This is a genomic window from Mesorhizobium sp. M1004 (assembly GCF_040318795.1).
Lineage (GTDB): Bacteria > Pseudomonadota > Alphaproteobacteria > Rhizobiales > Rhizobiaceae > Mesorhizobium.
This window is the reverse complement of the sequence record NZ_JAMYNB010000017.1, coordinates 36,638-59,253: the sequence shown is the minus strand read 5'-3', so window position 1 is coordinate 59,253 and position 22,616 is coordinate 36,638. Positions and strand designations below refer to the sequence as shown.

Annotated in this window: 27 protein-coding genes and 1 pseudogene; 23 read left to right on the top strand and 5 right to left on the bottom strand. The window is 63.4% G+C overall.

Features of this window, described 5'->3' with window-relative positions:
* Positions 1 to 130 precede the first annotated feature (130 nt).
* The 8 genes from NKH54_RS27730 to NKH54_RS27695 are packed head-to-tail and all read left to right on the top strand — an operon-like array spanning position 131 to position 6,913.
* Positions 131 to 1,072 (top strand): 3-oxoacyl-[acyl-carrier-protein] synthase III C-terminal domain-containing protein, encoded by a 942-nt coding sequence (locus tag NKH54_RS27730; protein WP_352597510.1) that lies wholly within the window; start codon positions 131 to 133, stop codon positions 1,070 to 1,072.
* A complete protein-coding gene (locus NKH54_RS27725; RefSeq protein ID WP_353029407.1) occupies positions 1,069 to 2,073 on the top strand; it encodes an NAD-dependent epimerase/dehydratase family protein in 1,005 nt (334 codons plus the stop codon). Before NKH54_RS27730 ends, NKH54_RS27725 begins: the two co-directional genes overlap by 4 nt.
* Complete coding sequence (locus tag NKH54_RS27720; RefSeq protein ID WP_023702939.1) at positions 2,070 to 2,894, top strand: MBL fold metallo-hydrolase; 825 nt, start codon at positions 2,070 to 2,072, stop codon at positions 2,892 to 2,894. Before NKH54_RS27725 ends, NKH54_RS27720 begins: the two co-directional genes overlap by 4 nt.
* On the top strand, positions 2,891 to 4,147 hold the full coding sequence (locus tag NKH54_RS27715; RefSeq protein WP_353029406.1) for a F390 synthetase-related protein: 1,257 nt from the start codon (positions 2,891 to 2,893) through the stop codon (positions 4,145 to 4,147). The genes NKH54_RS27720 and NKH54_RS27715 overlap by 4 nt, the downstream gene beginning before the upstream one ends.
* A complete protein-coding gene (locus NKH54_RS27710; protein ID WP_353029405.1) occupies positions 4,144 to 5,277 on the top strand; it encodes a GNAT family N-acetyltransferase in 1,134 nt (377 codons plus the stop codon). Before NKH54_RS27715 ends, NKH54_RS27710 begins: the two co-directional genes overlap by 4 nt.
* Positions 5,274 to 6,278 carry a Rieske 2Fe-2S domain-containing protein gene (locus NKH54_RS27705; RefSeq protein ID WP_023672745.1) on the top strand — a complete coding sequence of 335 codons (1,005 nt, stop codon included), beginning with the start codon at positions 5,274 to 5,276 and terminating at the stop codon, positions 6,276 to 6,278. The genes NKH54_RS27710 and NKH54_RS27705 overlap by 4 nt, the downstream gene beginning before the upstream one ends.
* Before the next feature lie 52 nt (positions 6,279 to 6,330).
* A complete protein-coding gene (locus NKH54_RS27700; RefSeq protein WP_352654447.1) occupies positions 6,331 to 6,618 on the top strand; it encodes a type II toxin-antitoxin system RelE/ParE family toxin in 288 nt (95 codons plus the stop codon).
* A gap of 1 nt (position 6,619) precedes the next feature.
* Positions 6,620 to 6,913: an addiction module antidote protein gene (locus NKH54_RS27695; RefSeq protein ID WP_023672747.1), complete on the top strand. Its 294-nt coding sequence runs from the start codon at positions 6,620 to 6,622 to the stop codon at positions 6,911 to 6,913.
* 58 nt (positions 6,914 to 6,971) lie between these two features.
* Here the strand turns inward: NKH54_RS27695 and NKH54_RS27690 are convergent, their stop codons facing one another.
* Positions 6,972 to 8,129 (bottom strand): ATP-grasp domain-containing protein, encoded by a 1,158-nt coding sequence (locus tag NKH54_RS27690; RefSeq protein WP_352741218.1) that lies wholly within the window; start codon positions 8,127 to 8,129, stop codon positions 6,972 to 6,974.
* 182 nt (positions 8,130 to 8,311) lie between these two features.
* On the opposite strand from NKH54_RS27690, the gene NKH54_RS27685 reads away from it, so the two are divergent.
* The 5 genes and pseudogenes from NKH54_RS27685 (at position 8,312) to NKH54_RS27665 (ending at position 11,590) form a co-directional block, all read left to right on the top strand.
* The gene (locus NKH54_RS27685) at positions 8,312 to 8,926 is read left to right on the top strand and encodes a hypothetical protein (RefSeq protein WP_352654451.1); all 615 of its coding nucleotides are present in this window, start codon (positions 8,312 to 8,314) and stop codon (positions 8,924 to 8,926) included.
* Positions 8,927 to 8,933: 7 nt separating this feature from the next.
* Positions 8,934 to 9,782: a 23S rRNA (adenine(2030)-N(6))-methyltransferase RlmJ gene (locus NKH54_RS27680; protein WP_352654453.1), complete on the top strand. Its 849-nt coding sequence runs from the start codon at positions 8,934 to 8,936 to the stop codon at positions 9,780 to 9,782.
* 248 nt (positions 9,783 to 10,030) lie between these two features.
* Positions 10,031 to 10,246, top strand: a pseudogene (locus NKH54_RS27675) (MarR family transcriptional regulator); the annotation flags it as partial.
* A 276-nt stretch (positions 10,247 to 10,522) separates the two neighbouring features.
* Complete coding sequence (locus tag NKH54_RS27670) at positions 10,523 to 10,945, top strand: VOC family protein (protein WP_352741219.1); 423 nt, start codon at positions 10,523 to 10,525, stop codon at positions 10,943 to 10,945.
* Positions 10,946 to 11,143: 198 nt separating this feature from the next.
* Positions 11,144 to 11,590, top strand: a complete 447-nt coding sequence (locus NKH54_RS27665; RefSeq protein WP_023673457.1) for a hypothetical protein — start codon at positions 11,144 to 11,146, stop codon at positions 11,588 to 11,590.
* Positions 11,591 to 11,687: 97 nt separating this feature from the next.
* Here NKH54_RS27665 and NKH54_RS27660 read toward each other — a convergent pair whose 3' ends face one another.
* The gene (locus NKH54_RS27660; protein WP_502907574.1) at positions 11,688 to 12,311 is read right to left on the bottom strand and encodes a TetR/AcrR family transcriptional regulator; all 624 of its coding nucleotides are present in this window, start codon (positions 12,309 to 12,311) and stop codon (positions 11,688 to 11,690) included.
* 62 nt (positions 12,312 to 12,373) lie between these two features.
* Between NKH54_RS27660 and NKH54_RS27655 the strand changes: the two genes are divergently transcribed.
* The 3 genes from NKH54_RS27655 to NKH54_RS27645 all read left to right on the top strand — a co-directional run bounded on the left by NKH54_RS27655 (position 12,374) and on the right by NKH54_RS27645 (position 14,809).
* Positions 12,374 to 12,901: a DinB family protein gene (locus NKH54_RS27655; protein WP_023705340.1), complete on the top strand. Its 528-nt coding sequence runs from the start codon at positions 12,374 to 12,376 to the stop codon at positions 12,899 to 12,901.
* Between the two features lie 581 nt (positions 12,902 to 13,482).
* Positions 13,483 to 13,872: a hypothetical protein gene (locus NKH54_RS27650; protein WP_023673454.1), complete on the top strand. Its 390-nt coding sequence runs from the start codon at positions 13,483 to 13,485 to the stop codon at positions 13,870 to 13,872.
* 340 nt (positions 13,873 to 14,212) lie between these two features.
* On the top strand, positions 14,213 to 14,809 hold the full coding sequence (locus NKH54_RS27645; RefSeq protein ID WP_023689091.1) for a glutathione S-transferase family protein: 597 nt from the start codon (positions 14,213 to 14,215) through the stop codon (positions 14,807 to 14,809).
* Positions 14,810 to 14,872: 63 nt separating this feature from the next.
* On the opposite strand, the gene NKH54_RS27640 is transcribed toward NKH54_RS27645, so the two are convergent.
* The gene (locus NKH54_RS27640; protein WP_023673452.1) at positions 14,873 to 15,523 is read right to left on the bottom strand and encodes an outer membrane protein; all 651 of its coding nucleotides are present in this window, start codon (positions 15,521 to 15,523) and stop codon (positions 14,873 to 14,875) included.
* Positions 15,524 to 15,934: 411 nt separating this feature from the next.
* Between NKH54_RS27640 and NKH54_RS27635 the strand changes: the two genes are divergently transcribed.
* The 6 genes from NKH54_RS27635 (at position 15,935) to NKH54_RS27610 (ending at position 21,045) form a co-directional block, all read left to right on the top strand.
* On the top strand, positions 15,935 to 16,699 hold the full coding sequence (locus tag NKH54_RS27635) for an SDR family oxidoreductase (RefSeq protein ID WP_353029404.1): 765 nt from the start codon (positions 15,935 to 15,937) through the stop codon (positions 16,697 to 16,699).
* Positions 16,696 to 18,774 (top strand): excinuclease ABC subunit UvrC, encoded by a 2,079-nt coding sequence (uvrC, locus tag NKH54_RS27630; protein ID WP_353029403.1) that lies wholly within the window; start codon positions 16,696 to 16,698, stop codon positions 18,772 to 18,774. The genes NKH54_RS27635 and uvrC overlap by 4 nt, the downstream gene beginning before the upstream one ends.
* Before the next feature lie 100 nt (positions 18,775 to 18,874).
* Complete coding sequence (gene pgsA, locus NKH54_RS27625) at positions 18,875 to 19,471, top strand: CDP-diacylglycerol--glycerol-3-phosphate 3-phosphatidyltransferase (RefSeq protein ID WP_023673449.1); 597 nt, start codon at positions 18,875 to 18,877, stop codon at positions 19,469 to 19,471.
* A gap of 1 nt (position 19,472) precedes the next feature.
* The gene (gene moaD / locus NKH54_RS27620) at positions 19,473 to 19,730 is read left to right on the top strand and encodes a molybdopterin converting factor subunit 1 (RefSeq protein ID WP_023673448.1); all 258 of its coding nucleotides are present in this window, start codon (positions 19,473 to 19,475) and stop codon (positions 19,728 to 19,730) included.
* Positions 19,731 to 19,734: 4 nt separating this feature from the next.
* Positions 19,735 to 20,208: a molybdenum cofactor biosynthesis protein MoaE gene (locus NKH54_RS27615; protein ID WP_353029402.1), complete on the top strand. Its 474-nt coding sequence runs from the start codon at positions 19,735 to 19,737 to the stop codon at positions 20,206 to 20,208.
* A 69-nt stretch (positions 20,209 to 20,277) separates the two neighbouring features.
* Complete coding sequence (locus NKH54_RS27610; protein ID WP_353029401.1) at positions 20,278 to 21,045, top strand: YbaY family lipoprotein; 768 nt, start codon at positions 20,278 to 20,280, stop codon at positions 21,043 to 21,045.
* A gap of 2 nt (positions 21,046 to 21,047) precedes the next feature.
* On the opposite strand, the gene NKH54_RS27605 is transcribed toward NKH54_RS27610, so the two are convergent.
* Complete coding sequence (locus NKH54_RS27605; RefSeq protein WP_353029400.1) at positions 21,048 to 21,527, bottom strand: cupin domain-containing protein; 480 nt, start codon at positions 21,525 to 21,527, stop codon at positions 21,048 to 21,050.
* Positions 21,528 to 21,591: 64 nt separating this feature from the next.
* Between NKH54_RS27605 and NKH54_RS27600 the strand changes: the two genes are divergently transcribed.
* Positions 21,592 to 22,047 carry a MarR family winged helix-turn-helix transcriptional regulator gene (locus NKH54_RS27600; protein ID WP_023711913.1) on the top strand — a complete coding sequence of 152 codons (456 nt, stop codon included), beginning with the start codon at positions 21,592 to 21,594 and terminating at the stop codon, positions 22,045 to 22,047.
* 86 nt (positions 22,048 to 22,133) lie between these two features.
* On the opposite strand, the gene ndk is transcribed toward NKH54_RS27600, so the two are convergent.
* Entirely contained in the window at positions 22,134 to 22,556 is a 423-nt protein-coding gene (gene ndk, locus NKH54_RS27595) for a nucleoside-diphosphate kinase (RefSeq protein ID WP_023673443.1), read from the bottom strand.
* Between the last annotated feature and the right edge of the window lie 60 nt (positions 22,557 to 22,616).

Genomic DNA, 22,616 nt, shown 5'->3' with positions numbered 1-22,616 from the left:
CACGCATTCGTCTTGATGATGGCCATCACATTGGATCCGTTTTATGGATTGACTGGATGCAGGCTCATTGGGCGGGCTGAGAATGCGGATCAGGATCATCGGAACCGGGCGGGCCGTGCCGGCTCGATGCGTGACGTCGCGCGCCCTCGATGCGCGGCTGGGGTTTGGCGATGGACATTTCGAGGCCGCGACCGGCGTCATCGAACGCTATGTCTGCGACGCCGAATCGCAGGTCGACCTTGCTTGTGCCGCAGCCCGTCTGGCGCTTGCCGATGCCGAACTTGAGGCAGGCAGTGTCGATCTGGTCATCGGCGGTTGCGGCGTGCCTTATCAGCCGTTGCCGTCGACGGCTCCGCTGGTCATGCAGCGCCTCGGCCTTGCCGATGGGTCGGCGGCCGCCTTCGACGTCAACAGCACCTGCCTCGGTTTCCTCACAGCCTTCGAGACCGCGTCGCGCCTGATCGAGGCCGGGCAATGCCGGACGGCGCTGGTGTTCTCGTCTGAAATCGCCTCGCGCGCCCTGCCGTGGCAGGACCAGCCGGAAATTGCGGCCCTCTTCGGCGATGGCGCGGCGGCCGCCGTGCTGCAACAGGCAGCCCCTGGCGAAGGTGGGGTGGCGGCCAATCTGATGCGCACCTACCCTTCCGCCTATGCGGCCTGCAGCATCGGCTCCGGCGGCACCCGGTTCGACTTTCATCGTGAGCCCGAGGAATTCGCCCGCCACAGCCTGTTCCACATGGAGGGTAAGGAACTGTTTCGCGTCACGTCACGCCATTTCAACGGCTTTGTAGCGGAGTTGCTCGATCGCGCCGGCTGGCGTCACGACGATGTCGACCTCGTCGTGCCGCATCAGGCAAGCCCTTTCGCGCTCGCCCACATGGCGCGCCAGACCGGCTTCGCCAGGGAAAAGCTCGTCGACATCGCGGCGCGCTACGGCAATCAGATCGCCGCTTCCATCCCCTTTGCGCTCGACGTCGCGCGCCGCGAACAACGCATTGTGCCCGGCGCCAAAGTGCTGTTCCTCGGCACCTCGGCCGGCGTGTCGTTCGGCGGCATGGCGCTGGAAGCATGACCGTGGGACGCGTCCTCGTCACCGGCGCCAGCGGCTTCCTCGGCGCGCATATCATGGCGCGGCTGGCGGCAGTGGGCACACCGGCGCTGGGTCTTGGCAGGGACGCCAAACGCTGCGCGGCGCTCGAAGCCGCTGGTCATCGGGTCGTTCGGCTCGATTTGTCTCAACCATTCGATGCAGCTGCCGCGCGCGCTCTCGACGGCGTCGATGCGATCATCCACTGCGCGGCACTTTCCGCGCCCTTCGGCAGGTTGGCGGATTTCCAGACGGGAAATGTCACAGCTACCCGCAACCTCAGCGATTTCGCGCGCGGGCAAGGCGTGCGCCGCTTCGTCCATATCTCCAGCCCGACGGTCTGTTTCGCCTATCGCGACCAGCTCGGAGTTTCCGAGAATGCGGCCTTGCCCCCTCCGGTCAATCACTATGCCCGCACCAAGCGGCAGGCCGAGGAGATCGTGCTGGCGGCGCCTGAGATCAGCCCGGTGGTGCTGCGGCCGCGCGGCCTCTACGGTCCCGGCGACCGCACGCTGCTGCCGCGTCTGCTGCAGGTGGCACGGCAGCGCCCGCTGCCGCTGTTTCGCGACGGCAAGGCGCGCATCGATCTCACTTATATAGAGGATGTCGTCGATGCGGTGCTTGCCGCGCTCTCCGCCGGGAGCGCTGCCGAGGGACAGATATTCAACATCTCCGGCGGCGAAGTGGTGCCGGTCCGCCGCATTGCCGAGGCGGCCTGCGCCCGCGCCGGCGTGCAGCCGCGCTGGCGCAGAATGCCGCTCTGGCCCGCCATGCTGACGGCCGGGATAGCGGAGGCGGTAGCGAATATATTGCCCGGCCGCCCGGAACCGCCGGTGACGCGCTACGGTCTTGGCCTGTTCGCCTATGCGCAGAGCCTCGATCTTTCCAAGGCAGGCCGCATCCTCGGCTGGGCGCCGAAAGTGTCGTTCGAGGAAGGGCTCGATCGCACATTCGGCAAGGCGATGGAAAGCAGGAGGGCAGCGTGAAGATCGTCTTCGCCAACAGCGCCTCTGTCAGCGCAGCCGAGCGCCTGATCCTGCGCGGCGGCAGCTGGGCGAAGGTCAGGCTACGTGTCCGCTACGGCCTGATCATGCATCCGCGAGCCGGCCCCGTCCTGATCGATACCGGCTACACGCCGCATGTGACACAAGGCAGTGGGCGCAGCACGGCGCTGCGTCTTTACAGTGCGATCCTCCGGCCCCAGCTCAACGAAGCCGAGCAGCCGCTCGCGGTACTGGCGCGCTTCGGCCTCTCGCCGCAGGACGTGCGCACCGTCATTGTCACGCATTTCCATGCCGACCACATGTCGGGCCTGTCGCTGTTTCCCAACGCTCGGCTTATCGCCAATGACACCGCCTGGGCGCGGGCGAAGGCCAAGACTTCCCGGCAGAATCTGCGCCATGGCGTCTTCAAGGAACTGTTCCCGTCTGACTTCGAGGCCCGACTCGACGGGCTGTCGTCGAAGCGGCGGATCGAACCTCGCGGCGGCGTGCCAGGCGGCGCCGATCTGTTCGGCGACGGCAGCGTCGTCGCAGTCGATCTGCCCGGCCATGCCGATGGCCAGTTCGGCCTTTTGTTCCCCAATCTGGAGCGGCCGCTGCTCTACGCCGTCGATGCGCAATGGCTGATCAGAGCATTGGTGGAAAACCGAACTCCCGGTCTGCCTGCAACCCTGCTGGCCGAGGATGCCGCCGCGATCGAGCCGACCAGCGTAATGTTGCGTCGGTTTCTGGCGACCGGCGGCGAGGTTGTTCTTTGTCATGATCCGGCGGTGACGGCCTACGATGTGGCCGGAGAGAGCGCGTGAACGGGCCGGCCGAAGCGATCCGCTCGTTTGCGCTGATGCAATGGGTTTCGCGCAAAAGCCGCGAGAGTTTCGAGCGCTGGCAGGCGCAAGCCTTGCGCCGCTTTCTCGACCGCGACCTGCCGCGCGCGCCGTTCTACGGCAAGGCGCCGCGTCTTCTCGGCGACCTGCCGGTGACCGACAAGGCGACGGTGATGGGCAATTTCGAGCGCTTCAACATTCATGGCGTCTCGGCCGCCGAGGCCTGGAAGGCGCAGGCCGGCGATAGCCGCATTGGCGAGCTGACTGTCGGCTCCAGCACCGGCACGTCGGGCAATCGTGGCCTGTTCGTCATTTCCGAGGCGGAAAAATACCGCTGGCTGGGCACCATCCTGGCCAAAGCCGTGCCCGATCTGCTCTGGCGCCGGCAGCGCGTTGCGGTGATCCTGCCGCAAAACACCGGGCTCTACGATAGCGCGCGCAAATCGCGGCGTATCGACCTGCGCTTCTTCGATCTGACGCGCGGTCCGGAGAGCTGGCGCGGCGCTCTCGAAGATTTCGCGCCGACGGTGATCATCGCGCCACCGAAGATACTGCGGCACTTCGCGGCCGAGGGCTTTCGGCTCAAGCCGCAGCGTGTCTTCAGCGCCGCCGAAACGCTCGACCCGGTTGACCGGCCGGTCATCGAGGCATTCTTTGGTGGTCAGGTCGACCAGATCTACATGGCGACCGAAGGGCTGTTCGCCGTCACCTGCCGCCAGGGCGGGCTGCATCTGGCCGAGGATTCGGTGTTCTTCGAGTTCGAACCGGCCGGCGACGGCTTGGTCATGCCGCTGATCACCGCCTTTCGCCGCCGGACCCAGATCATGGCGCGCTACCGGATGAACGACTTGCTGCGGCTGTCCGAAAAGCCATGCCGCTGCGGCTCGCCGCTGCGCACGCTGGACGAGATCGTCGGCCGCATGGACGACGCTTTCCGGCTCGCCTCGCCGCACGGGCAGCTCCTCGTCACGCCCGACATACTACGCAATGCGGTGCTCAAGGCCGACCGGCGCATCGACGATTTCCGCCTGGTCCAGACCGCTGAAGATGCAATCGAACTCAGCCTGGCCCCCGGGCTTGCCGACGAAGCCGCCACCGCCGCCCATCAGTCCGTGCGCAATTTGCTGGCGGCGCGCCAGGCGACAGCTTCGGTCAGCCTTGTTCGCAGGGACCTGCCGTTGGAGACCGGCCGCAAACTGCGTCGGGTCGAATGCCACCTGGGAGCGGCATCATGAACCGGCTCGCTATGTTGCCACTCGATCAGACGAACCGGGTAGAAAACAACCCGCGTGAGGTCGAAGCCTTCGTTCAGCTTTTCAACGAGGTGCCGGTGCGCGACCTCGTGCGCAATCTGACAGTGGCTGTCGAAACCTTCGAGATCGCCGGCCGCTCCTTTCCGCTGACGCTGAACGACAGAAGCGAAGCGCCGAACTGCTACATCTGCTGCCCGTCCAGCGCCTATATCGACTATGCCATCGACGAGACCCGCAATTTCGTCTCCTCGCCCTTGCTGCAAAAAACGATGCGGATGCTGATCGGCCTGTGCGCGCCGCTGGTCAGGATGAGCGGCCTCGACCATCAGGTTCAGGTCAACAACTGGCTCTATTCGACCAATCCGGTGCCGCTGCTCGATCGCAACGCGGTCGCTGCGATCCGCGACGATCTCACGGCGCGTTTTCCCGATCGCGCTGTTCTCATCCGCTCCCTGAACGAGATCGCCGATCCCTCGACAATCGCAGCGCTGAAGGCGGAGGGTTTTCGAATGCTGGCGGCGCGGCAAATCTACATCTTCGCCGGCCGCGGTTCGGCCATGACCAACGACATGAAGCGCGACCGCAAGCGGCTGCGCACGACGCCGTTCGAGCGGGTCGGCAATGGCGACTTCACCGAGGCCGACTATGCGCGCGCCGAAGCGCTCTACCGGATGCTCTATCTCGACAAATACACGCCGCTCAACCCGCACTACACCGCCCGCTATATCGGCGAGACGCACCGTCGCGGCATCCTGCAACTGGCAGGCCTGCGTCGTCCCGGCGGTGAACTGGTCGCCGTCGCCGCTTTGTCTCAGAACGGCAGGACACTGACGCAGCCCATCGTCGGCTACGACACCGGCCTCCCGGTGAGCGAAGGCCTTTACCGCATGATGATGGCGCTGGCTCAGGATCATGCGACGGCGCACGGCCTGTTCTTCAACATGAGCGCCGGTGCCGCCGCCTTCAAACGCTTGCGCGGCGCCGTGGCGACGGTGGAATACAACGCCGTCTATGCTGCCCATCTGCCGCGCCGCCAACGCATGGCGGTGCGGATCATGGAATTTGTGCTCGCGAAGATCGGCATTCCCCTGCTCAGGAGATTTGAACTTTGAGCGACACCCGGCAGCAGAAAGACAAAGACTATTGGCAGGCGGTGATGCGGTCTGCCGACATCAAAGCCAAGCCGAAGCGCATCCTGTTCGACGGCGCGCCACTGGTGCTGTTCCGCTCGGCGAAAGGCATTGCCGCCCTCTTCGACCGCTGCGCTCACCGCCTGGTCGAACTCTCGACCGGCAAGGTCGTCGGTGGCGAGATCGAATGTCCCTATCATGGCTGGCGCTACAATGGGGAAGGGCGCTGCACCGCCATTCCCGGCCATGTCGGCGACGTCCCGCATTACCGTATCCGCCGCTACAGCGCGATCGAGCGCGACGGCGTCGTCTTCGTCTCGGCAGGCACGCCTGAGGGCGAGCCCTATCTCCATTGCATGCAAGGCAAGGATGTCGTCGTGAAGCGGGTGCGAAGCTCGGCGCGATCGACGGTGCTCGACGCCGCCGAGAACATTCTCGACGCCACTCACACCCACTTCACCCACAAGGGTGTGCTGCGCGGCCTGACCGCAAAGCGCCATCTCGTGCGCGTCGAGGTGACCGGCGGCAAGGGCTGGGTCGAAAGCTGCTACACCGGCGAGGACCGCCAACAGGGGCTGGTCAGCCGGCTGCTGGAAGGCGAGCGCGCCAAGACCATCGGCCGCTACCGCCATCCCGGCATCGTCGAACTCGAATATTGGGGCAAGGGCGGCTTGGCGCTGGCGACCACTTTCCATTTGCGTCAGGCGGACGAACGGACCGTCGAAGGCGTCGGCTGGCTGATCGGCCCGCGACAGGGCCTGTTCGGCGAACTCAAGGCGCTTGCTTTCCGGCCGCTCTTTGCCTTTGCCCTGCAGCAGGATCGCCGTGTGCTGAAATCGGCCAGCGACAACGCCCGTATATCGCCGCAGGTTCAGCCGGCGATCGGCCCGCTGGATTTCCTGCGCCGCGACATAGCGGCGATCATCGACGGCAAGATGCCACCGGCGGCGGCAGAGCCGCGGGTGCACCAAATCGAGCTGTAATCTAAAGTTCACGGCACTTGATTCCAGTTCTGCTGTAAATTATAGTTCACGGATGATCGAAGTTCGATCCACTGACGAATTCCGAAAATGGCTCAGAGGGCTCACGGACATTCGCGCCGTAAAGAAGATCACCCAACGGATTGTCCGCGTTCAGGCTGGGCTGTTGGGAGACGCCAAGTTCTTCGATGGCATAGGAGAATTGCGCGTAGATTACGGTCCGGGATACCGCGTGTACTTCGTCCGGCGCGGCAACACGGTCATTATCCTGCTCTGCGGCGGTGACAAAGGCTCGCAGGACAAGGACATCGGAAAAGCCAGGAAAATGGCAAAGGAAGTTTGATATGACCCTCAGAACCACACCATTCGACGCCGCCGAATATCTTGATGATGCTGAGTCTCAAGCCGAACTGCTCGCTGATGCGTTCGAGACCGGGGACGCGACTTATATTGCGCACGCCCTCGGCATTGTCGCGCGCGCCCGCGGCATGACAAGCATAGCGAAGGACGCCGGCGTGACCCGAGAGGCACTCTACAAGGCGCTGAGCGAAAAGGGCGATCCGCGCCTCAGTACATTGCTGGGCGTAACCAAGGCGCTTGGCCTGCAATTGTCCGCAAAGCCAGTTAATCCCGTTTAGGCAACCTTAGCAGGACTTACGCACTCAGCTGAAAACGGGAAGTTCCGCTTCAACTCGACTAGTCCTGCTCCGGCCCATTCCACTCGATATCGCGCGTCGACGCAGCCTGAAGGCTGATGCGCTGGCGCAGTGCTGTGCCGGCGATCTCGGCCAGAGTGCGCCATTGCGCCCGCTTCGGCGCGGGGTCGCCCGGCCAGGCGAGCAACTCATCAGACTCGCGCATCGCCTGACGGAAGCGGCCGAGACCACCGGAGCGCAGTGCCGCCGGCAGCCCGTAGATCCACATCGCCAGCCTCACCGTCTGCGGCGCCGTCACGTCGGGCTTCACCTCGGCGCCATCCTCCAGGACCGCGTCGGCGAAGCGCCGCGGAGCACGAAAGAAGTGCAGGCCGCTCACGGCGCGCGGATTGCACTCCAGTGGCAGCACCGTGCCGTTATTCTCGCGCATCAGGTCGAAGGAGATCTGGCCGTTCCAGCCGGCGCCGGCGACGAAGATTTCGACGAAGCGCCGCGCCGCGATATCCTCGACCGGCTCGAAACAGATGCCGGCGCCCTTGCTGGCGCGATAGAGCGAACGGTAGAGCGCCAGCGCTTTGAGTTCACCCTCGATCGCCACCGCATAGGCGCTGATCTCTTCACCGGCGATGTAGCGCTGCGCCACCCAAGGAGCGGCGGGCGAGGGGCGGACGGCGTCGAGTTCGTCCGGCGATGGCCGCAGCAGTACGTCACGGGCAAAACGTGACCACACAGGTTTGAACACCAATTCGCGCGATTGGCCACGAACGCCGTCGAGATCGGCCTCGCTTTGCAGCAGTATCGTTTCCGGCACGTCGAGCCCAAGGCTCTGCGCCAGCCGGATGAAGGCATGCTTGTCGTGAACGCGGGCGAGCATCGCCATCTCGGGTGCGAAGAGGCGGGCCGGCATGGCGCGGTGCTGCCAGAGACGACCGAGATAAAAGACTTCCTCGCAGGTCGGGACAACGAGTTCGATGCCTTCCGCGCGGACAAGCGCTTCCACCGCCTTGGCATAGGCGTCGGCGGCAAAGCGCGGCGGCGGCAGGCGATGGTAGGCGGCGCAGGCCGTGCTCGCTGCGGCGATCGGCCGGGCCGGGCTGTCGGCCAAGATCACCCGGCGACCGGCGCCATGCAATAGCCGCGCCAGGTGCAGCGCCACCGGCGCGCGGGCACCGGTGATCAGCACGGTGCTATTGGGCATGAGCCACCGGCATCGGTTGGAAAAGACAAGTCGATGCTTCTGCGGAAGGCTTCATTCGCCATAAGTGCCACATGGCTTGCGTGCCGCCAACGGACTCCACAAAGGTGGCTCCGCTGCGTCAGCCATCGCTTTTTGGCCTTCAGGGCGTTATTGGCAATCTGTCGAACACCCGGATCTCCTCAATGCGCCTTCTGTTTGTCTTGATACTGCTTGCCGGCGCCGCCATTGGCTTCGTCTATCCCTGGGCCATGAGCAATTTCTCCGGCCACGAGATCGGCGCCTGGCGCGTCTACGACCAGGGACGGTTTAGGCCTGTGACGGTGACGCTGAAAGCTGGCGACGCGCCGGTCAGAGTGCTGGTCGACCTGACGGCAAAGGCCGAGCGCATTGTCTCGCAGCAGCGCACCGTGCTGACGCTGACTGCCGCCACAGCCGGCCGCACGGTGCTTGCCTCGACGCTGCAATTCAACCACGCCGACAATCCGCGCCAGGTCAGCCCGCAACTGCCCGACAAGATCTTTCGCGACGAGGCCGGCGTGATAGAAACCGTCAGTCCCGGCGCCTATCTCTTCACCGCCGGCCCGGGCGACGCCGACGATATCCCGATACGCGCAGTGGATCTGATACTGCGCTCCGGCGCCGGTGAGATCGATCAACGCGCACGGCCGGTCGGCTACGGGCTGATGGCCGTCGGCCTGATCGGCTTCCTGCTTGCTCTGGCTTTTGGCGGTCGCCGGCCGGAGAACCCGAACTCGAAGCCGCCACCGCCGCGTTGGGGCAGAGGCTCCTCGACATGAGCGCGGCATGAACTACCGTCACGCCTATCACGCCGGCAATTTCGCCGACGTCGTCAAGCATGTCGTGCTCAGCCTTCTGCTCGACTATCTGAAGCAGAAGGACAAGGCGTTCCGTGTCGTCGACACTCATGCCGGCATTGGCCGCTACGATCTGTCGTCGGCGGAAGCGCAAAAGACCGGTGAATGGCAAGGCGGCATCGGCCGCCTCATCGACGCCCCGATCGAAAAATCGGCGGCCGCGCTGCTTGCCCCCTATCTTGAAGCGGTGCGTTCGCTCAATCCCGATGGCGGGGTGAAGAGATATCCGGGCTCGCCATTGATCGCCAGGCACCTCATGCGAAAGCAGGACCGGTTGTCGGCGATCGAACTGCACGAGGCAGATGCTGCCAGGCTGAAGACGCTGTTTGCCGGCGATTTCCAGACAAGGGTGATCGAACTCGACGGCTGGCTGGCGCTTGGCGCGCATCTGCCGCCGAAGGAAAAGCGCGGCCTGGTGCTGATCGATCCGCCGTTCGAGGAAGCCGGCGAATTCGACCGCCTGGTCGACGGCATGCAGAAAGCGCACAGGCGCTGGCCGGGTGGCATCTACGCGCTGTGGTATCCGATCAAGGATCGCAAAGCGATCATCGCCTTCCGCAAGGCGCTCAAGCAATCCGGCGTCCCAAAGTTGCTCGACATCGAGTTCGAGATCCGGCCGGCATCGCGTGAACCAAGCCTCGACGGCAGCGGCATGGTGGTGGTCAACCCGCCCTTCACGCTGGAGCGCGAACTGCGCATCGTGCTGCCGGTCCTGCACAGATTGCTGGCGGTCGAAAAGCCGGCGCACTGGTCGCTGGAATGGCTGGCCGGGGAGTAGCGACGCTTCGCAGCGGGCGACGCCCGCGGCAAAGACACAAAGTCGCTAGAGGTTTTGACGGTGGGCGCCATCCGCGAATGCTCAGCTGTGTTCAACGAACCGAAACCATGGAGATGCACATCTAATCGGCTCGGCGTTGACGCTAATCCCAGAATCAGATAGATAGATATCTAATTATTAGATTTCGAATCGAAGCCAAGATCGACAGAAGAGGAACTGGTTAACGCGATAGGCTTCGCGATGTCGCGCTGGCAGGATGCCGTCGAAACGTTCGATGGGACCGTCGCCGAAATCTATGTGCTGAGCGCTGCCGAGCGCCGCTGTCTCGGTGCGATCAATCACGGCCGGCGGGGCCGGAAAACCTCGTAGCGAGGGAGACAAATCTCACGCCGGCGGCGGTCACGACGTTGATCGACCGGCTGGAAAAGCGCGGCTTCGTCAGCCGTCAGCCGGATCCCGATGACAGGCGCAAGGTCATGGTCGCGGCGGGCAAGAAGACCGAGGAACTCGTCCGGCGCTGCTACCATCCGATCCTCGAGGCGGGCGCCGCATTGCTGGAGAATATTCGGCGGCCGAGATGCAGTTTTTGCTCGGCTTCATCTAAGAGGTCGAAGCGATGCAGAAGGCGCAGACCGAGAGGGTGCGCGGCAAAGCAAAACCGGTGCGTTGAGAGAAGGCATCGGAGGATGGTCCGGCGAAACGCCGGTCCGGTTTCAACTGTGTACTGTCAAGGAGACCCTATGCCCCGCATGATCTTCGTCAACCTGCCCGTCGCCGATCTCGCTGCGTCGATGGCATTCTACAAAGCCCTCGGCTTCGACAACAACCCGCACTTCACCGACGACACCGCAGCCTGCATGGTGCTGAGCGAAACGATCAACGTCATGCTGCTCACCCATGCCAAATGGCGTCAGTTCACCGATCGCCCCATCCCACCGGCCACCTCGAGCGAGGTCATGCTTGCCGTGTCCTGCGACAGCCGCGCGGCGGTCAATGCGATGAACGAGGCGGCGGCGAAAAATGGCGGCGCCGCCGACATCAACGCCCAGCAGGACTATGGCTTCATGTACAATCGCAGCCTGGCCGATCCTGACGGCCACGTCTGGGAAGCGATGTGGATGGACCCGGCCGCCGTACCGCAGGGCGACGCCAAGCAAAGCTGAACCGGGTTTCGGCGCCCCGCCGGCCATGGCAGGCCGCTTCCTAAATGGGCAAGGCGAGCTTTTTCAAAGGTCAGGACGTGGTTTCGCAGCATCGCACCGGCAAAACCGGTTGCGGCGGGAAACCATAGTCAGCGCGACCGCTTGACCGCGCGCCGCCGAATCCGCAAAGTGGGCGCAGTCGACCTTTGAGAGGCTGCCATGACTCGCTTTGCCAAATCCGCTCTTGCTGCCCTGATTTCGCTTTGCACGCCGCTGGCCGCACCCCTTGGCCAGCCAGCGCAGGCCGCCGATCTTTCCGTCTATTCCGACGAGGACAGCGGCGTTTGCGGCGAGGCCTGGGTGCTAAGCAAAATCTCCAGCCGCTTCTCCTACCAGGTGCATCACGTGCCGCATCTGCCGGATGTTTCGATCACCGATTTCCAGCGCATCCACCAGCATCGCTATCTCCCGGCCAGCGAAGAATGGCCGATCGGCCGCCGCTATTGCGGCGCCACCGTCAGCCTTTCCGATGGCCGCGCCCGCACGATCTGGTACTTGATCGAGGAAGGCCAGGGTTTTGCCTCGATCGGCGACAATGTCGAATTCTGCGTCTCGGGCTTCGACCGCTGGATGGTCTACAACGGCCGCTGCCGCGTCCTGCGCTAAGGTCGGATAAGAACCGCCGTTGAACCTGCTATCTCCCCGCAAGGGGGAGATCTGATGTCGCTCCGGTTTCGCCAATCTCCGAACTGCTGCCGCTGCCTCACATCGCCTTCCCACCAGATACGTAAGCGCAGATCAGCTCGACCAACTGCTTCTGCAGTTCCGGCAAGTCGAGCATGTCTCGCCGCGCGGCATTGTGGATGACGCCCTCGACCGCTGAGGACAGCACCCGGGCCACGGTCTCATTGTCCTTTCTGCGCCTGCGATATTGCGCCACCGCCGCCGTGTAGTGATCAAGATAGCGCGACTGGAACGAGGCATGGGCGGCGCGTGAGCCGCGATCGCCCGGCGCCTGGTCGAGCAGCACCTGATGCAGCGTCGGATGGATGCTGTGCGCATCGATCATGCCGCGCACCAGCTCCTGCGCGAATCGTTTGAGCGGCTTGTCGCCTTCTGTTGATTCGGCGATCACCGACAGCACCTGATCGAAATGTCGCCGGCGAATTGCTTCGACCAGCGACAGCTTGTCGGGAAAATATTGATAGAGCGAGCCGATGCTGACGCCGGCCGCATCGGCCACCTTGTTGGTGGTGAAGCCGGCCCAGCCGAGCGCGCTTAGAACATGAGCACCGGCTTCGATGATCGCCTCGACCGTCGCTCTCGAACGCGCCTGGCGCGGCTGCTTGCGCATGCGTGAGCGCGGCTTTGCAATGCGAGTAGACATGTCTGCTCCAGCAGCCAAGAATATAGATAATATACTCACATTTTTTGCAAAGGATACAGACCATGGACGCGCTGGATTTGCTCCGCAGCCTCTTCGTTTATCAAGCCTGGGCGAATGGTGAATTGCTGCAGAAGCTTGCGGGCCTCGACCAGCAGGAGCATGTCGATCAGCGCCACACGGCGACCCGTCTCATCAACCACAACCTTGTCGTATCGAAGATATTCGCCGCGCATCTTTCCGGCACGCGTCATGGCTATGCGTCCGACAACACCGAGGACACACCGGCACTCGATGAATTGAGCGCTGATGTCGCTGCGGTGGATCGTTGGTATCTCGACTATATCGAAGCCGTCTCGCCAAAGCTCATGTCAGAGCCTGTGCCTTTCACCTTCACCGACGGCGACAGGGCGATGATGTCACGCCAGGAAATGCTGACACATGTCGTCACGCATGGCGGCTATCACCGCGGCGAGATCGGGCGGATCCTGATGCAGATCGGCATTGCGCCGCCGTGGGATACGTTTGCCGTCCACCTCCACCACGCCGAGCCTTCGCGCCGGCTGCAGGTGCGCGAACGGGTTGGCGCTTAGGGGCCCGCACCCGTTGGCTTCCAAGGGACCGCGGCTTCCCGGGAGGAGGATTCCCCGATCTTTCGTTTCCCATTTCCGTTGGGCATCTCTTGCGCCGAAGCTGGCGATCCCCCTTCTCGTCTGGGAAACGTCCAACACAACAGGCTGTCCCTTCAAGTACTGTCTTTCCTGGCTTCCATCCAACCACTTTCGATATACGAGTAAAAAGCTCGCGTTTAGTTTAGTGCTGTTCCTGCAACCGTGGGGATGAAGCAAGATCAGCCTCTGCGGTGCGATGATTGTTGCCATCCAATAGGCCGCCGATGACCGCGTGAGATCGACGGCGTTGCAAGAGAATGTGAGCTTGACGAGAAGAACGTGTGAGTCGCGATATCAGAGATTTCTCTCGCAACAGTTCGCTGCGAAGCGGGAAGATTTCTTGCCGATTTCTGTGCCGATCATTGCGATCATGCTCTCAGCGTAACCGAAACTTAATCTGCGAAATTCTATGTAATGCTTCGCTGGCTAGATACGCACGAGTCAGATATGCATTAGCTCGCCGGGTCACTCACGGCCATCGGCACAAACGCAAGGGGCATCGCATGGCAAAGACCACGACGAAGGCGCCGGCGGCGAAAGCGCCGGCAAAGAAAGCGGCACCGAAAGCTGCCGCGAAACCTGCAGCAGTAAAGAAGGCAGCACCGAAGGCAGCGGCAAAGCCGGCCGCCAAGGCAGCGGCAAAGCCGGCAGCTAAGGCAGTAGCAAAACCCGCCGCCAAGGCAGCAGCGAAACCCGCCGCCAAGAAGCCGGCCGCCAAGGCTGTGGCGAAGCCTGCTGCGAAGGCAGCAGCCAAGCCCGCCGCCAAGAAGCCGGCAGCCAAGGCAGCGGCAAAACCCGCCGCCAAGGCTCCGATGAAGGCCGCCGCCGCCAAGTCGACGGCCGCTGTGAAGAAGGCTGCACCGGCCAAAAAGCCAGCCGCCAAGAAGAAGTAACAGCGGTCCATCTCAAAGCTCCCGGGAACTTTGCCGACTGGCAGATTCCCGGGAGCTTTTTTGTTGTGATTTAGGTCTTGTTTTGATGCATGTCGTTCTCTCGAAATTGACGCCACTTCTGTGAGACATGCATGGCGATTTCATTGTCGGCGGATTGGCCGCCTGGTTTTGCCCTTCTGGCAGTTGCTCCCTCAGGGAAGATCGGCCAACACTAAGGCGGTCGCATTCGATGGGGTTCAGGCGACACGCTCTAGACCTTTGTTTTACGCGCGTCGTTCTCAAGACCGGAATCGCATTTTTGAGCGACATGCACTGGCCGTCCGAAAACAGGGAACCGATCATGCCGAAGCTGCTCTACGCGTCCTCATCCCCCTACAGTTCCAAGGTGCGCATGGCAGCACTCCATGCCGGCATTGCCGTCGAGCTCGTGCCGGTCAAGACCGAGGACAAGCCTGCTGAACTGATGTCAGCCAATCCTCTCGGCAAGATTCCGGTGCTGGTGCTCGACGACGGCCGCTCGATCCATGACAGCCGCGCGATCACTCAGCATCTCAACCGCGCTTCGAAGAGCCTGTTGTTGCCGCGCAATGCCGACAAGCGCCTCGAGGCCGAAGTGCTGGAGGCGCTGGCCGACGGCATATGCGACTGCGCGCTGTCGATGGTCTATGAGCGGCGCACGCGTCCGGAGGAGATGGTCTATCAACCCTGGCTCGATCGCCAGTGGACCAAGATCACCGCCGCACTCGATTTCCTCAACGCCAATCCGCCGAAGCTGCCGAAGAAGATCACGCTTGGCCAGCTGGCGTTGCGTGCCTGCCTCGGCTACCTCTCTCTGCGCTTCGCCGGCAAATGGGAAAAGGGCCGCGGCCGCCTGACCCGCTGGGCAGCGCGTTTCGATGAGAAGTTTCCGGGGCTGAAGGTGGCTGTGCCGGCCTGACGGGCGAAACAAAAAAAGCCGGGCGCGAGGCCCGGCTTTCTTGTGTCGTGGCTTGAACGACAGTTAGAACTTCATACCGACGCCGAAGGTGACGCGGTTGTCGCTCTCTTTGACCTTGGTGCCGACACTGTCGAAGCTCTTGGAACCGAAGTCGGTGTAGCGGTACTCGACACGGCCGAACACATTGTCGGTGATCTTGATGTCGGTGCCGACGCCGGCCGTCCAGCCGAGCATGGTGTTGCTGTCGCTGTCGCCGGGGACCGAGACCTTCTGGTTCTTCAGGGCGCCGCCGCCGGTGCCGTAGAGCAGGATTTCCGGGGTCACGGCGTAACCCAGACGGGCGCGCAGCGAGCCTTCGAAGCCGCCCTTGGAATTGACGCCGCCGCTGTCACCCTTGACGCCATTGTAGCCGAGATCGGCTTCAGCACCGTACACGAAGTTTTCCTGCTGCCACTGGTAGCCGCCGAAAACGCCGCCGACAAAGCCCTTGGTCTTGATGTCGGGGCCGCCGTCCTGGACTTTGGCATGACCGCTGAAGCCGTAGCCGGCGCTGAGACCGGCATACGGGCCGGCCCAGGAAGCGACGGGGAGCTCGGCGATCGGGGCCGGCGCCGGGGGCTCTTCCGAGACGACATCGGCAGCAAAAGCGGTACCGCTGAGGGCGAAGAGCCCGAGCGCAACCGCGAGCGGCGCGAATTTGAGATTGGTTTGCATTGTTGTTTACTCCTTAAGCCACAAGACACGTAGGCTTGTTTGTCCTGAGCGCCATCAACCCGTCCGGGGGGTGAAACGGATCTGGCACTCAACGGTTCCGAATGTCGTGTCAAAATGCGGCGGCAGCGAACCTGAAAATGGGTCATTCCCCGGCACGAATGAGGCCGAAGCTTGACGTTGCATCTTCGCAACAGCGAAATGTCAGTACGCAGGCGATGCTGCACTGCACTCGGCTTGGTGCAACGGGTTCAGCGTCCTATATTGCGGTCCTGCCGACCCGAATCCGGGGCGGTGCCGGCGGCGAAAAAGCCGTTTCGCCACATTCCTGCCCCAGGTGGAAACGGCATTTAACCCCTGGACGCGTCACAATGTGCCGCCAGCCGAATTGAGGCGCAGATTGAGGATTGACAGATGATCGAAGCCGCTGGAACGGCGCTGGTGACGGGCGGGGGGAGGCGGATCGGCAAGGCGATCGTCGAGGATCTGGCCGCGCACGGTTTTGCCGTCGCCATCCACGCCAACCGCTCGACCGCCGAGGCCGACGCGCTGGCTGCGAGCATCAGGGACGGAGGCGGCCGCGCCGGCGTGGTAGCCGCCGATCTGACCGACATGGATGCGGTTGGCGATCTCGTCGGCCGCGCCGCGGCAGCGCTCGGCCCGGTCACGCTTCTTGTCAACAATGCGTCGCTGTTCGTCGACGATAGCGTCGAGGACTTCGACTGGGCGGCATGGGACCTTCACTTCGCCATCCATGTGAAGACGCCGGCGCTGTTGGCGCAAAACTTCGCCCGCGCCTTGCCGCAAGGGCAGGAGGGGCTGATCGTCAACATCATCGACCAGCGCGTCTGGCGGCCGACGCCGCGCTATTTCTCCTATGCGCTGTCGAAGTCGGCCCTGTGGACGCAGACCGAAATGCTGGCACAGGCGCTCGGTCCGCGCATCCGCGTCAACGCCATCGGTCCCGGTCCGGCGCTGAAGAATGCCCGCCAGGACGATGATGATTTCCAAAAGCAGGTCGATGGCCTGATTCTGAAGCGCGGCCCGCAATTGGCCGAATTCGGCGCCACCATCCGCTATCTCTGGGAGGCGCGCTCGGTGACCGGCCAGATGATCGCGCTCGACGGCGGCCAGCATCTTGCATGGCAGACGCCGGATGTGACAGGCATGGTGGAATGAGTCCCGCAGACCAGAAACACAAGACGCGCGCCGGCGCCGCCGACGATATGCCGCCCGACATCGAGCTTGAGGATGAAGCGGTCGAGGAGATCGTCGAGCCCGAGGCCACCGGGCCCGATGTCGCCTTCACAGCGATAGACTGGGCGCCGCATGCCGGCGACGCCGACGGCATGGTCGGCGCGGAGGTCATCCAGACATTGGTCAAGCGGCTGCCCAATGCGCCCGGCGTTTACCGCATGATGAACGCTGCCGGCGACGTGCTTTATGTCGGCAAGGCGCGCAGCCTGAAGAAGCGGGTGACCAACTACGCGCAAGGCCGGTTCCACACCGCCCGCATCGGCCGCATGGTGCGCGAGACATCGACGATGGAGTTCGTCGTCACCCGCACCGAAATCGAAGCGCTGCTGCTCGAGGCCAATCTCATCAAGCGCTTGCGGCCGCGTTTCAATGTGCTGATGCGGGACGACAAGTCGTTCCCTTACATCCTGTTGACCGGCGATCACGTCTCGCCCGGCATCTACAAGCATCGCGGTGCGCGCTCGCGCAAGGGCGACTATTTCGGACCTTTTGCGTCGGCCGGCGCGGTCGGGCGCACCATCAATTCGCTGCAGCGCGCCTTCCTGCTCAGGAGCTGCACCAACTCCTTCTACGAAAACCGCACCCGGCCGTGCCTGCTCTACCAGATCAAGCGCTGTGCCGGTCCCTGCACCGGCGAAATCTCGCATCGCGACTATGCCGAGCTGGTCAGCGAGGCGAAGGATTTTCTGTCGGGCCGCAGCCAGAAGGTGAAGACCGAAATCTCTGCCGCCATGCAGCAGGCCTCGCAGGAGCTCGATTTCGAGCGCGCCGCCATTTATCGCGACCGGTTGGCTGCACTGTCCCATGTGCAGAGCCATCAGGGCATCAACCCGGCCACGGTCGACGAGGCCGATGTCTTTGCCATCCATCAGGAGGGCGGCCAGGTCTGTATCCAGGTGTTTTTCTTCCGCACCGGCCAGAACTGGGGCAACCGCGCCTATTTCCCCAAGGCCGATCCGGCACTGGAGGGGGCGGAAGTGCTGGGCTCGTTCCTGGCGCAGTTCTATGACGACAAGCCGACGCCACGGAACATCCTTCTGTCGCGAGGCGTCCAGGATCAGGAACTGTTGGCCGAAGCGCTGTCCACCCGCGCCGGCCGTAAAGTGTCGATCTCGGTGCCGCAGCGCGGCGAGAAGAAGGATTTGACCGACAACGCGCTGCAGAATGCCCGCGAGGCGCTCGGCCGCCGCCTGGCCGAAACCTCCACGCAAGGCCGGCTGCTCGCCGGCTTTGCCGAGACCTTCGGCCTGCCGAAGCCGCCGGTGCGCATCGAGGTCTATGACAATTCGCATATTATGGGCACCAACGCCGTTGGCGCCATGGTCGTCGCCGGGCCGGAAGGTTTCGTGAAGAACCAGTACCGGAAATTCAACATCCGCTCGACCGAGATCACCCCCGGCGACGACTTCGGCATGATGCGCGAGGTGATGGAGCGGCGTTTTTCAAGGCTGCTGAAGGAGCATGGCGATGTCGCCGTGGCCGACGATGCGGCCGCAGGCGAGGCGGCAGACGATATCGAGGACGACATTTCCGGCAGTTTCCCGGCCTGGCCCGACGTTATCCTGATCGATGGCGGCCAGGGCCAGATGAGTGCGGTGCGCAAGATCCTCGCCGATCTCGGCATCGAGGACCGCGTCGTCGCGATCGGCATCGCCAAGGGCCAGGACCGCGACGCCGGCCGGGAGCGCTTCTTCGTCAAGGGCAGGGACTCGTTTTCGCTCCCCGTGCGTGACCCTGTGCTCTATTTCGTCCAGCGGCTGCGCGACGAGGTCCACCGCTTTGCCATCGGTTCGCACCGCGCGCGGCGCAAGAAGGAATTGGTCAAGAGCCCGCTCGACGAGATCGCCGGCATCGGTCCCGGCCGCAAGCGCGCCTTGCTGCTCGCCTTCGGCACCGCCAAGGCGGTCAGCCGCGCGGCTGTCGAGGATCTGGTCAAGGTCGACGGCATTTCCGAGCAGGTGGCGAAACTGGTCTACAACCATTTCCACGAAAGCTGACTGCCGGGGTGCTATTTTCGTCTGGCCAATCGAATCTCGCCTGTTGACCCCCTACATCCGGTTCTGATTTGAGTACGCAGGCAGAAAGAGTCCCTGAGATATGGCCAAGCGCGCGTTCAACCTGCCCAACATGCTTACCTATGCCCGCATCGTCGCGGTGCCGCTGGTGGTGCTGTGCTTTTTTCTCGAGGGGCATCTGAAATCGAGCGACTTCGCCCGCTGGTCGGCGTTGATCATCTTCCTGCTGGCTTCGATCACCGACTATCTCGACGGCTATCTGGCGCGCGCCTGGCAGCAGACGTCCAACATCGGCAAGATGCTGGACCCGATCGCCGATAAACTGCTGGTCGCCACCTGCCTGCTGCTGCTCGCCGCCGATACCGACCGCCATGCCGGCATCGCAGGCTGGTCGCTGTGGGCGGCAATCATCATCCTGTGCCGCGAAATCCTGGTCTCGGGCCTGCGCGAATATCTGGCGGCATTGAAAGTCTCGGTGCCGGTGACGCAGTTGGCCAAATGGAAGACCGCCATCCAGATGGTCGCCATCGCCTTCCTGCTGGCCGGGCCTGCCGGCGACAAGATCTTCCCTCTGACCACGCAGACCGGACTGGTGCTGCTGTGGATCGCAGCCCTCGTCACGCTCTACACCGGCTACGACTATTTCCGCGCCGGCCTCAAGCACATCATGGACGAGTGAGATGATCACCCGGCTCATTTATTTCGCCTGGGTGCGCGAACGGATCGGCAAGCCGGAAGAGGATGTCGAACTGCCCGCCGGTATCGAGACGGTGGCCGACCTCCTGCGCTGGCTGAAATCGCGTGGCGAGGAATATGAGCACGCGCTGCAATATCCTGATGTGATCCGCGTCGCCATCAACCAGGAACATGTCGAGCATCGCGAGAAGATAGCCGGCGCGCGCGAGATCGCGCTGTTTCCGCCGATGACCGGGGGCTGACACCATGTCCGGCGCGCCGACGGTGCGCATCCAGCGCGACGATTTCGACGTTGCCGCCGAGATCGCGAAACTGACCGGGGGTCGCGCCGACATCGGCGCCGTGGTGTCCTTCTCAGGACTTTGCCGCGACGAGCAGGGCCAGCTGTCGGCGCTGGAACTCGAGCACTATCCAGGCATGGCCGAGGCCGAAATCAGCCGGATCGCCGGCGAGGCGCTTCAGCGCTGGCCGTTGCAAGGCCTGACCGTCATCCACCGCCACGGCAAGATCGCACCGGGCGAAAACATCGTGCTGGTGGTGGCGGCGTCGTCACACCGGCAGGCGGCGTTCGAGGCGGCGAATTTCCTGATGGATTTCCTGAAATCGCGTACGCCTTTCTGGAAGAAGGAGCACCGCGTGGACGGCAGCGATGGCGGCTGGGTCGAGGCCAAGGACGCCGACGACCAGGCTGCGGCGCGCTGGAAGGCGCGGCCCGAATAAATCTCGGCGCAGCCATGTATTGACCGCATTCCCTTGGCCAAATCGCATCGGCAAAAAGGGAGCAAGGGCATGCTGGACAGGATCGCCGAGTTCTTCATTTTCGGTTTTGTGCCGCTGGTTATCGGCGTTCTGGCCGTTCCCGAGCCTTCCGTCGCCGCCGAGAAAACCCTGAAGGGCGAGGTGATGTATCGCGAGCGCATCGCGCTGCCGCCCAACGCCGTGCTGTCGATTCAACTTGCCGATGTATCGCTGGCCGATGCGCCGGCCGCCATTGTCGGCGAGCGCAAGGTAGCGCCGGCCGGCCAGGTGCCGATCAAGTTCGAGATCAGCTTCGATCCAACGGTGATCCGGCCCAACATGACCTATGCGCTGCAGGCGCGCATCACCGCCGACGACAAGCTGCTGTTCGTCACGGACTCGCGCTATCAGGTCGATCCGCTCAGCGACGCGCCGCAGGCCATTGTGCTGAAAATGGTGGCGCCGAGCGACAAGCCGACCTCGGCCTCGCTGTTCGGCCAGAGCTGGCTGGTCGAGTATATCGACGGTATCGGCGTGATTTCGGAGCCGCAGGCGACGTTCCGGGTCAGCGAAGCCGGCAAGGCCGGCGGCAGCGGCCCGTGCAACGCCTATTTCGCCACCGCCAAGGTCGATGGCGAGACCATCGTCATCAGCGACATCGGCTCGACCTACAAAGCCTGCGCGCCGGAGATCATGGCCGAGGAAAAGGCGCTGTTCGAGGCGCTCGCCAAGGCGGCGTCATACCGTGTCGATGGCGGCAAGCTGATCATCGCCGACAAGGACGGCCACGATATCTTGCGCTTCAACGCAGCGAGTTAAGATCAAGACTGCGGCGGCGGCGGGGGCGCCGGCGTCAGGCCGAACCGGCGCATCAGGTCCATCAGCCTGGTGCGGTCTGGCGGGCCGCCAGTGCTGAAGATGGCGAAGGCCTCGCGAAAATAGTCCGGGCCGATCGCCGCCGGTGTCACCACGCACAGCACCTTGGCGGTCGTGGCGGTGTCGTTGTCGAAGCGGTGAACCGCGCCGCGCGGAATGCACAGCGCCTGGCCCGGCCCGATATCGTGCCGGTGTCCGTCGACGGTCAGCATCAGCACGCCTTCGATCCCGTACATCGTCTCTTCATAGTGATCGTGGCTGTGCGCCGGGGCGGGCAGGCGCTGCGAGCCGGCGACCGTCAGTTCGAAGGCGGCGATGCTGCCGTTCGACTGGTCGCCGGTAAGCAGGAAGCGCACGGCAAGGCCGCCATGGCTGATTGTCTCGTCGGCCGGATTGACGCTGATCTGGCTAGCTCTGTCTAGCATTTCACCCTCCCATGTGGTAAATCCGATTTACCGAAATGAGTAAACTCGATTTACCAGAGTGTCAATGCCATTATCCAGGGAAGAACCGCCAAAGAAGCCACCGCTGATCGGTGCACTGCTGCGCGTTCCGGCCATGGCCATTCACCGCAAGCTGATCAGGGATCTCAGGGCGTCGGGTTTCGAGGACCTCAGCCCGCCGCATATGGCGGTGATCCAATATCCCGGCCCGGATGGTCTTCGGCCGAGCGCGCTCGCCGAGCGCGCCGCGATGAGCAAGCAGGCCATGAATCAACTGCTGAAGACGCTGGAAGCGATGGGTTATATCACTCGCTCGGCGGCACCCGATGAGAGCGGCGGGACCGTCGTCCACTTCACCGACCGCGGGCGCGCCGCATACCAGAAGATGGCCGACATCCTGCTCGACGTCGAACGGGAATGGGCCGAGGAACTGGGCGAGAAGCGTTTCACGGAGCTGAAAACGCTGCTCGGCGACCTCTGGGATACGCCGCTGATCCGTTGAAAGCGGCATGAAGCCGAAGCCGGGACCTGACCAAAGAAAAAGGCCGGCGAAGTGCCGGCCTCTTGCATACATTGGTTCGCGTCGGCTCAGCCGACGATCTCGGTGTCGGAGAACCAGTATTTGATCTCCTGCGCGGCGGTTTCCGGCGCGTCGGAGCCGTGCACGGAATTCTCGCCGATCGACAGCGCGTGCACCTTGCGGATGGTGCCTTCGGCGGCGTTGGCGGGGTTGGTCGCGCCCATAACTTCGCGGTTCCTGGCAATGGCGTTTTCGCCTTCCAGAACTTGCACGATGGTCGGCGCCGACGACATGAATTCCACCAGTTCGCCGAAGAACGGACGATCCTTGTGGACGGCGTAAAAGCCTTCGGCCTCGCGGCGGCTCATCCACACGCGACGTGAGGCGACGACGCGCAGGCCGGCCTCTTCCAGCATCCTGGTGATGGCGCCGGTAAGATTGCGCCGGGTCGCGTCCGGCTTGATCATGGAAAAGGTGCGTTCGAGCGCCATGGGGTCGTCCTTGTCTTGAGATGGAAAGTCTTGAGATCGGAATGTGGAGTGGCGGGCTCT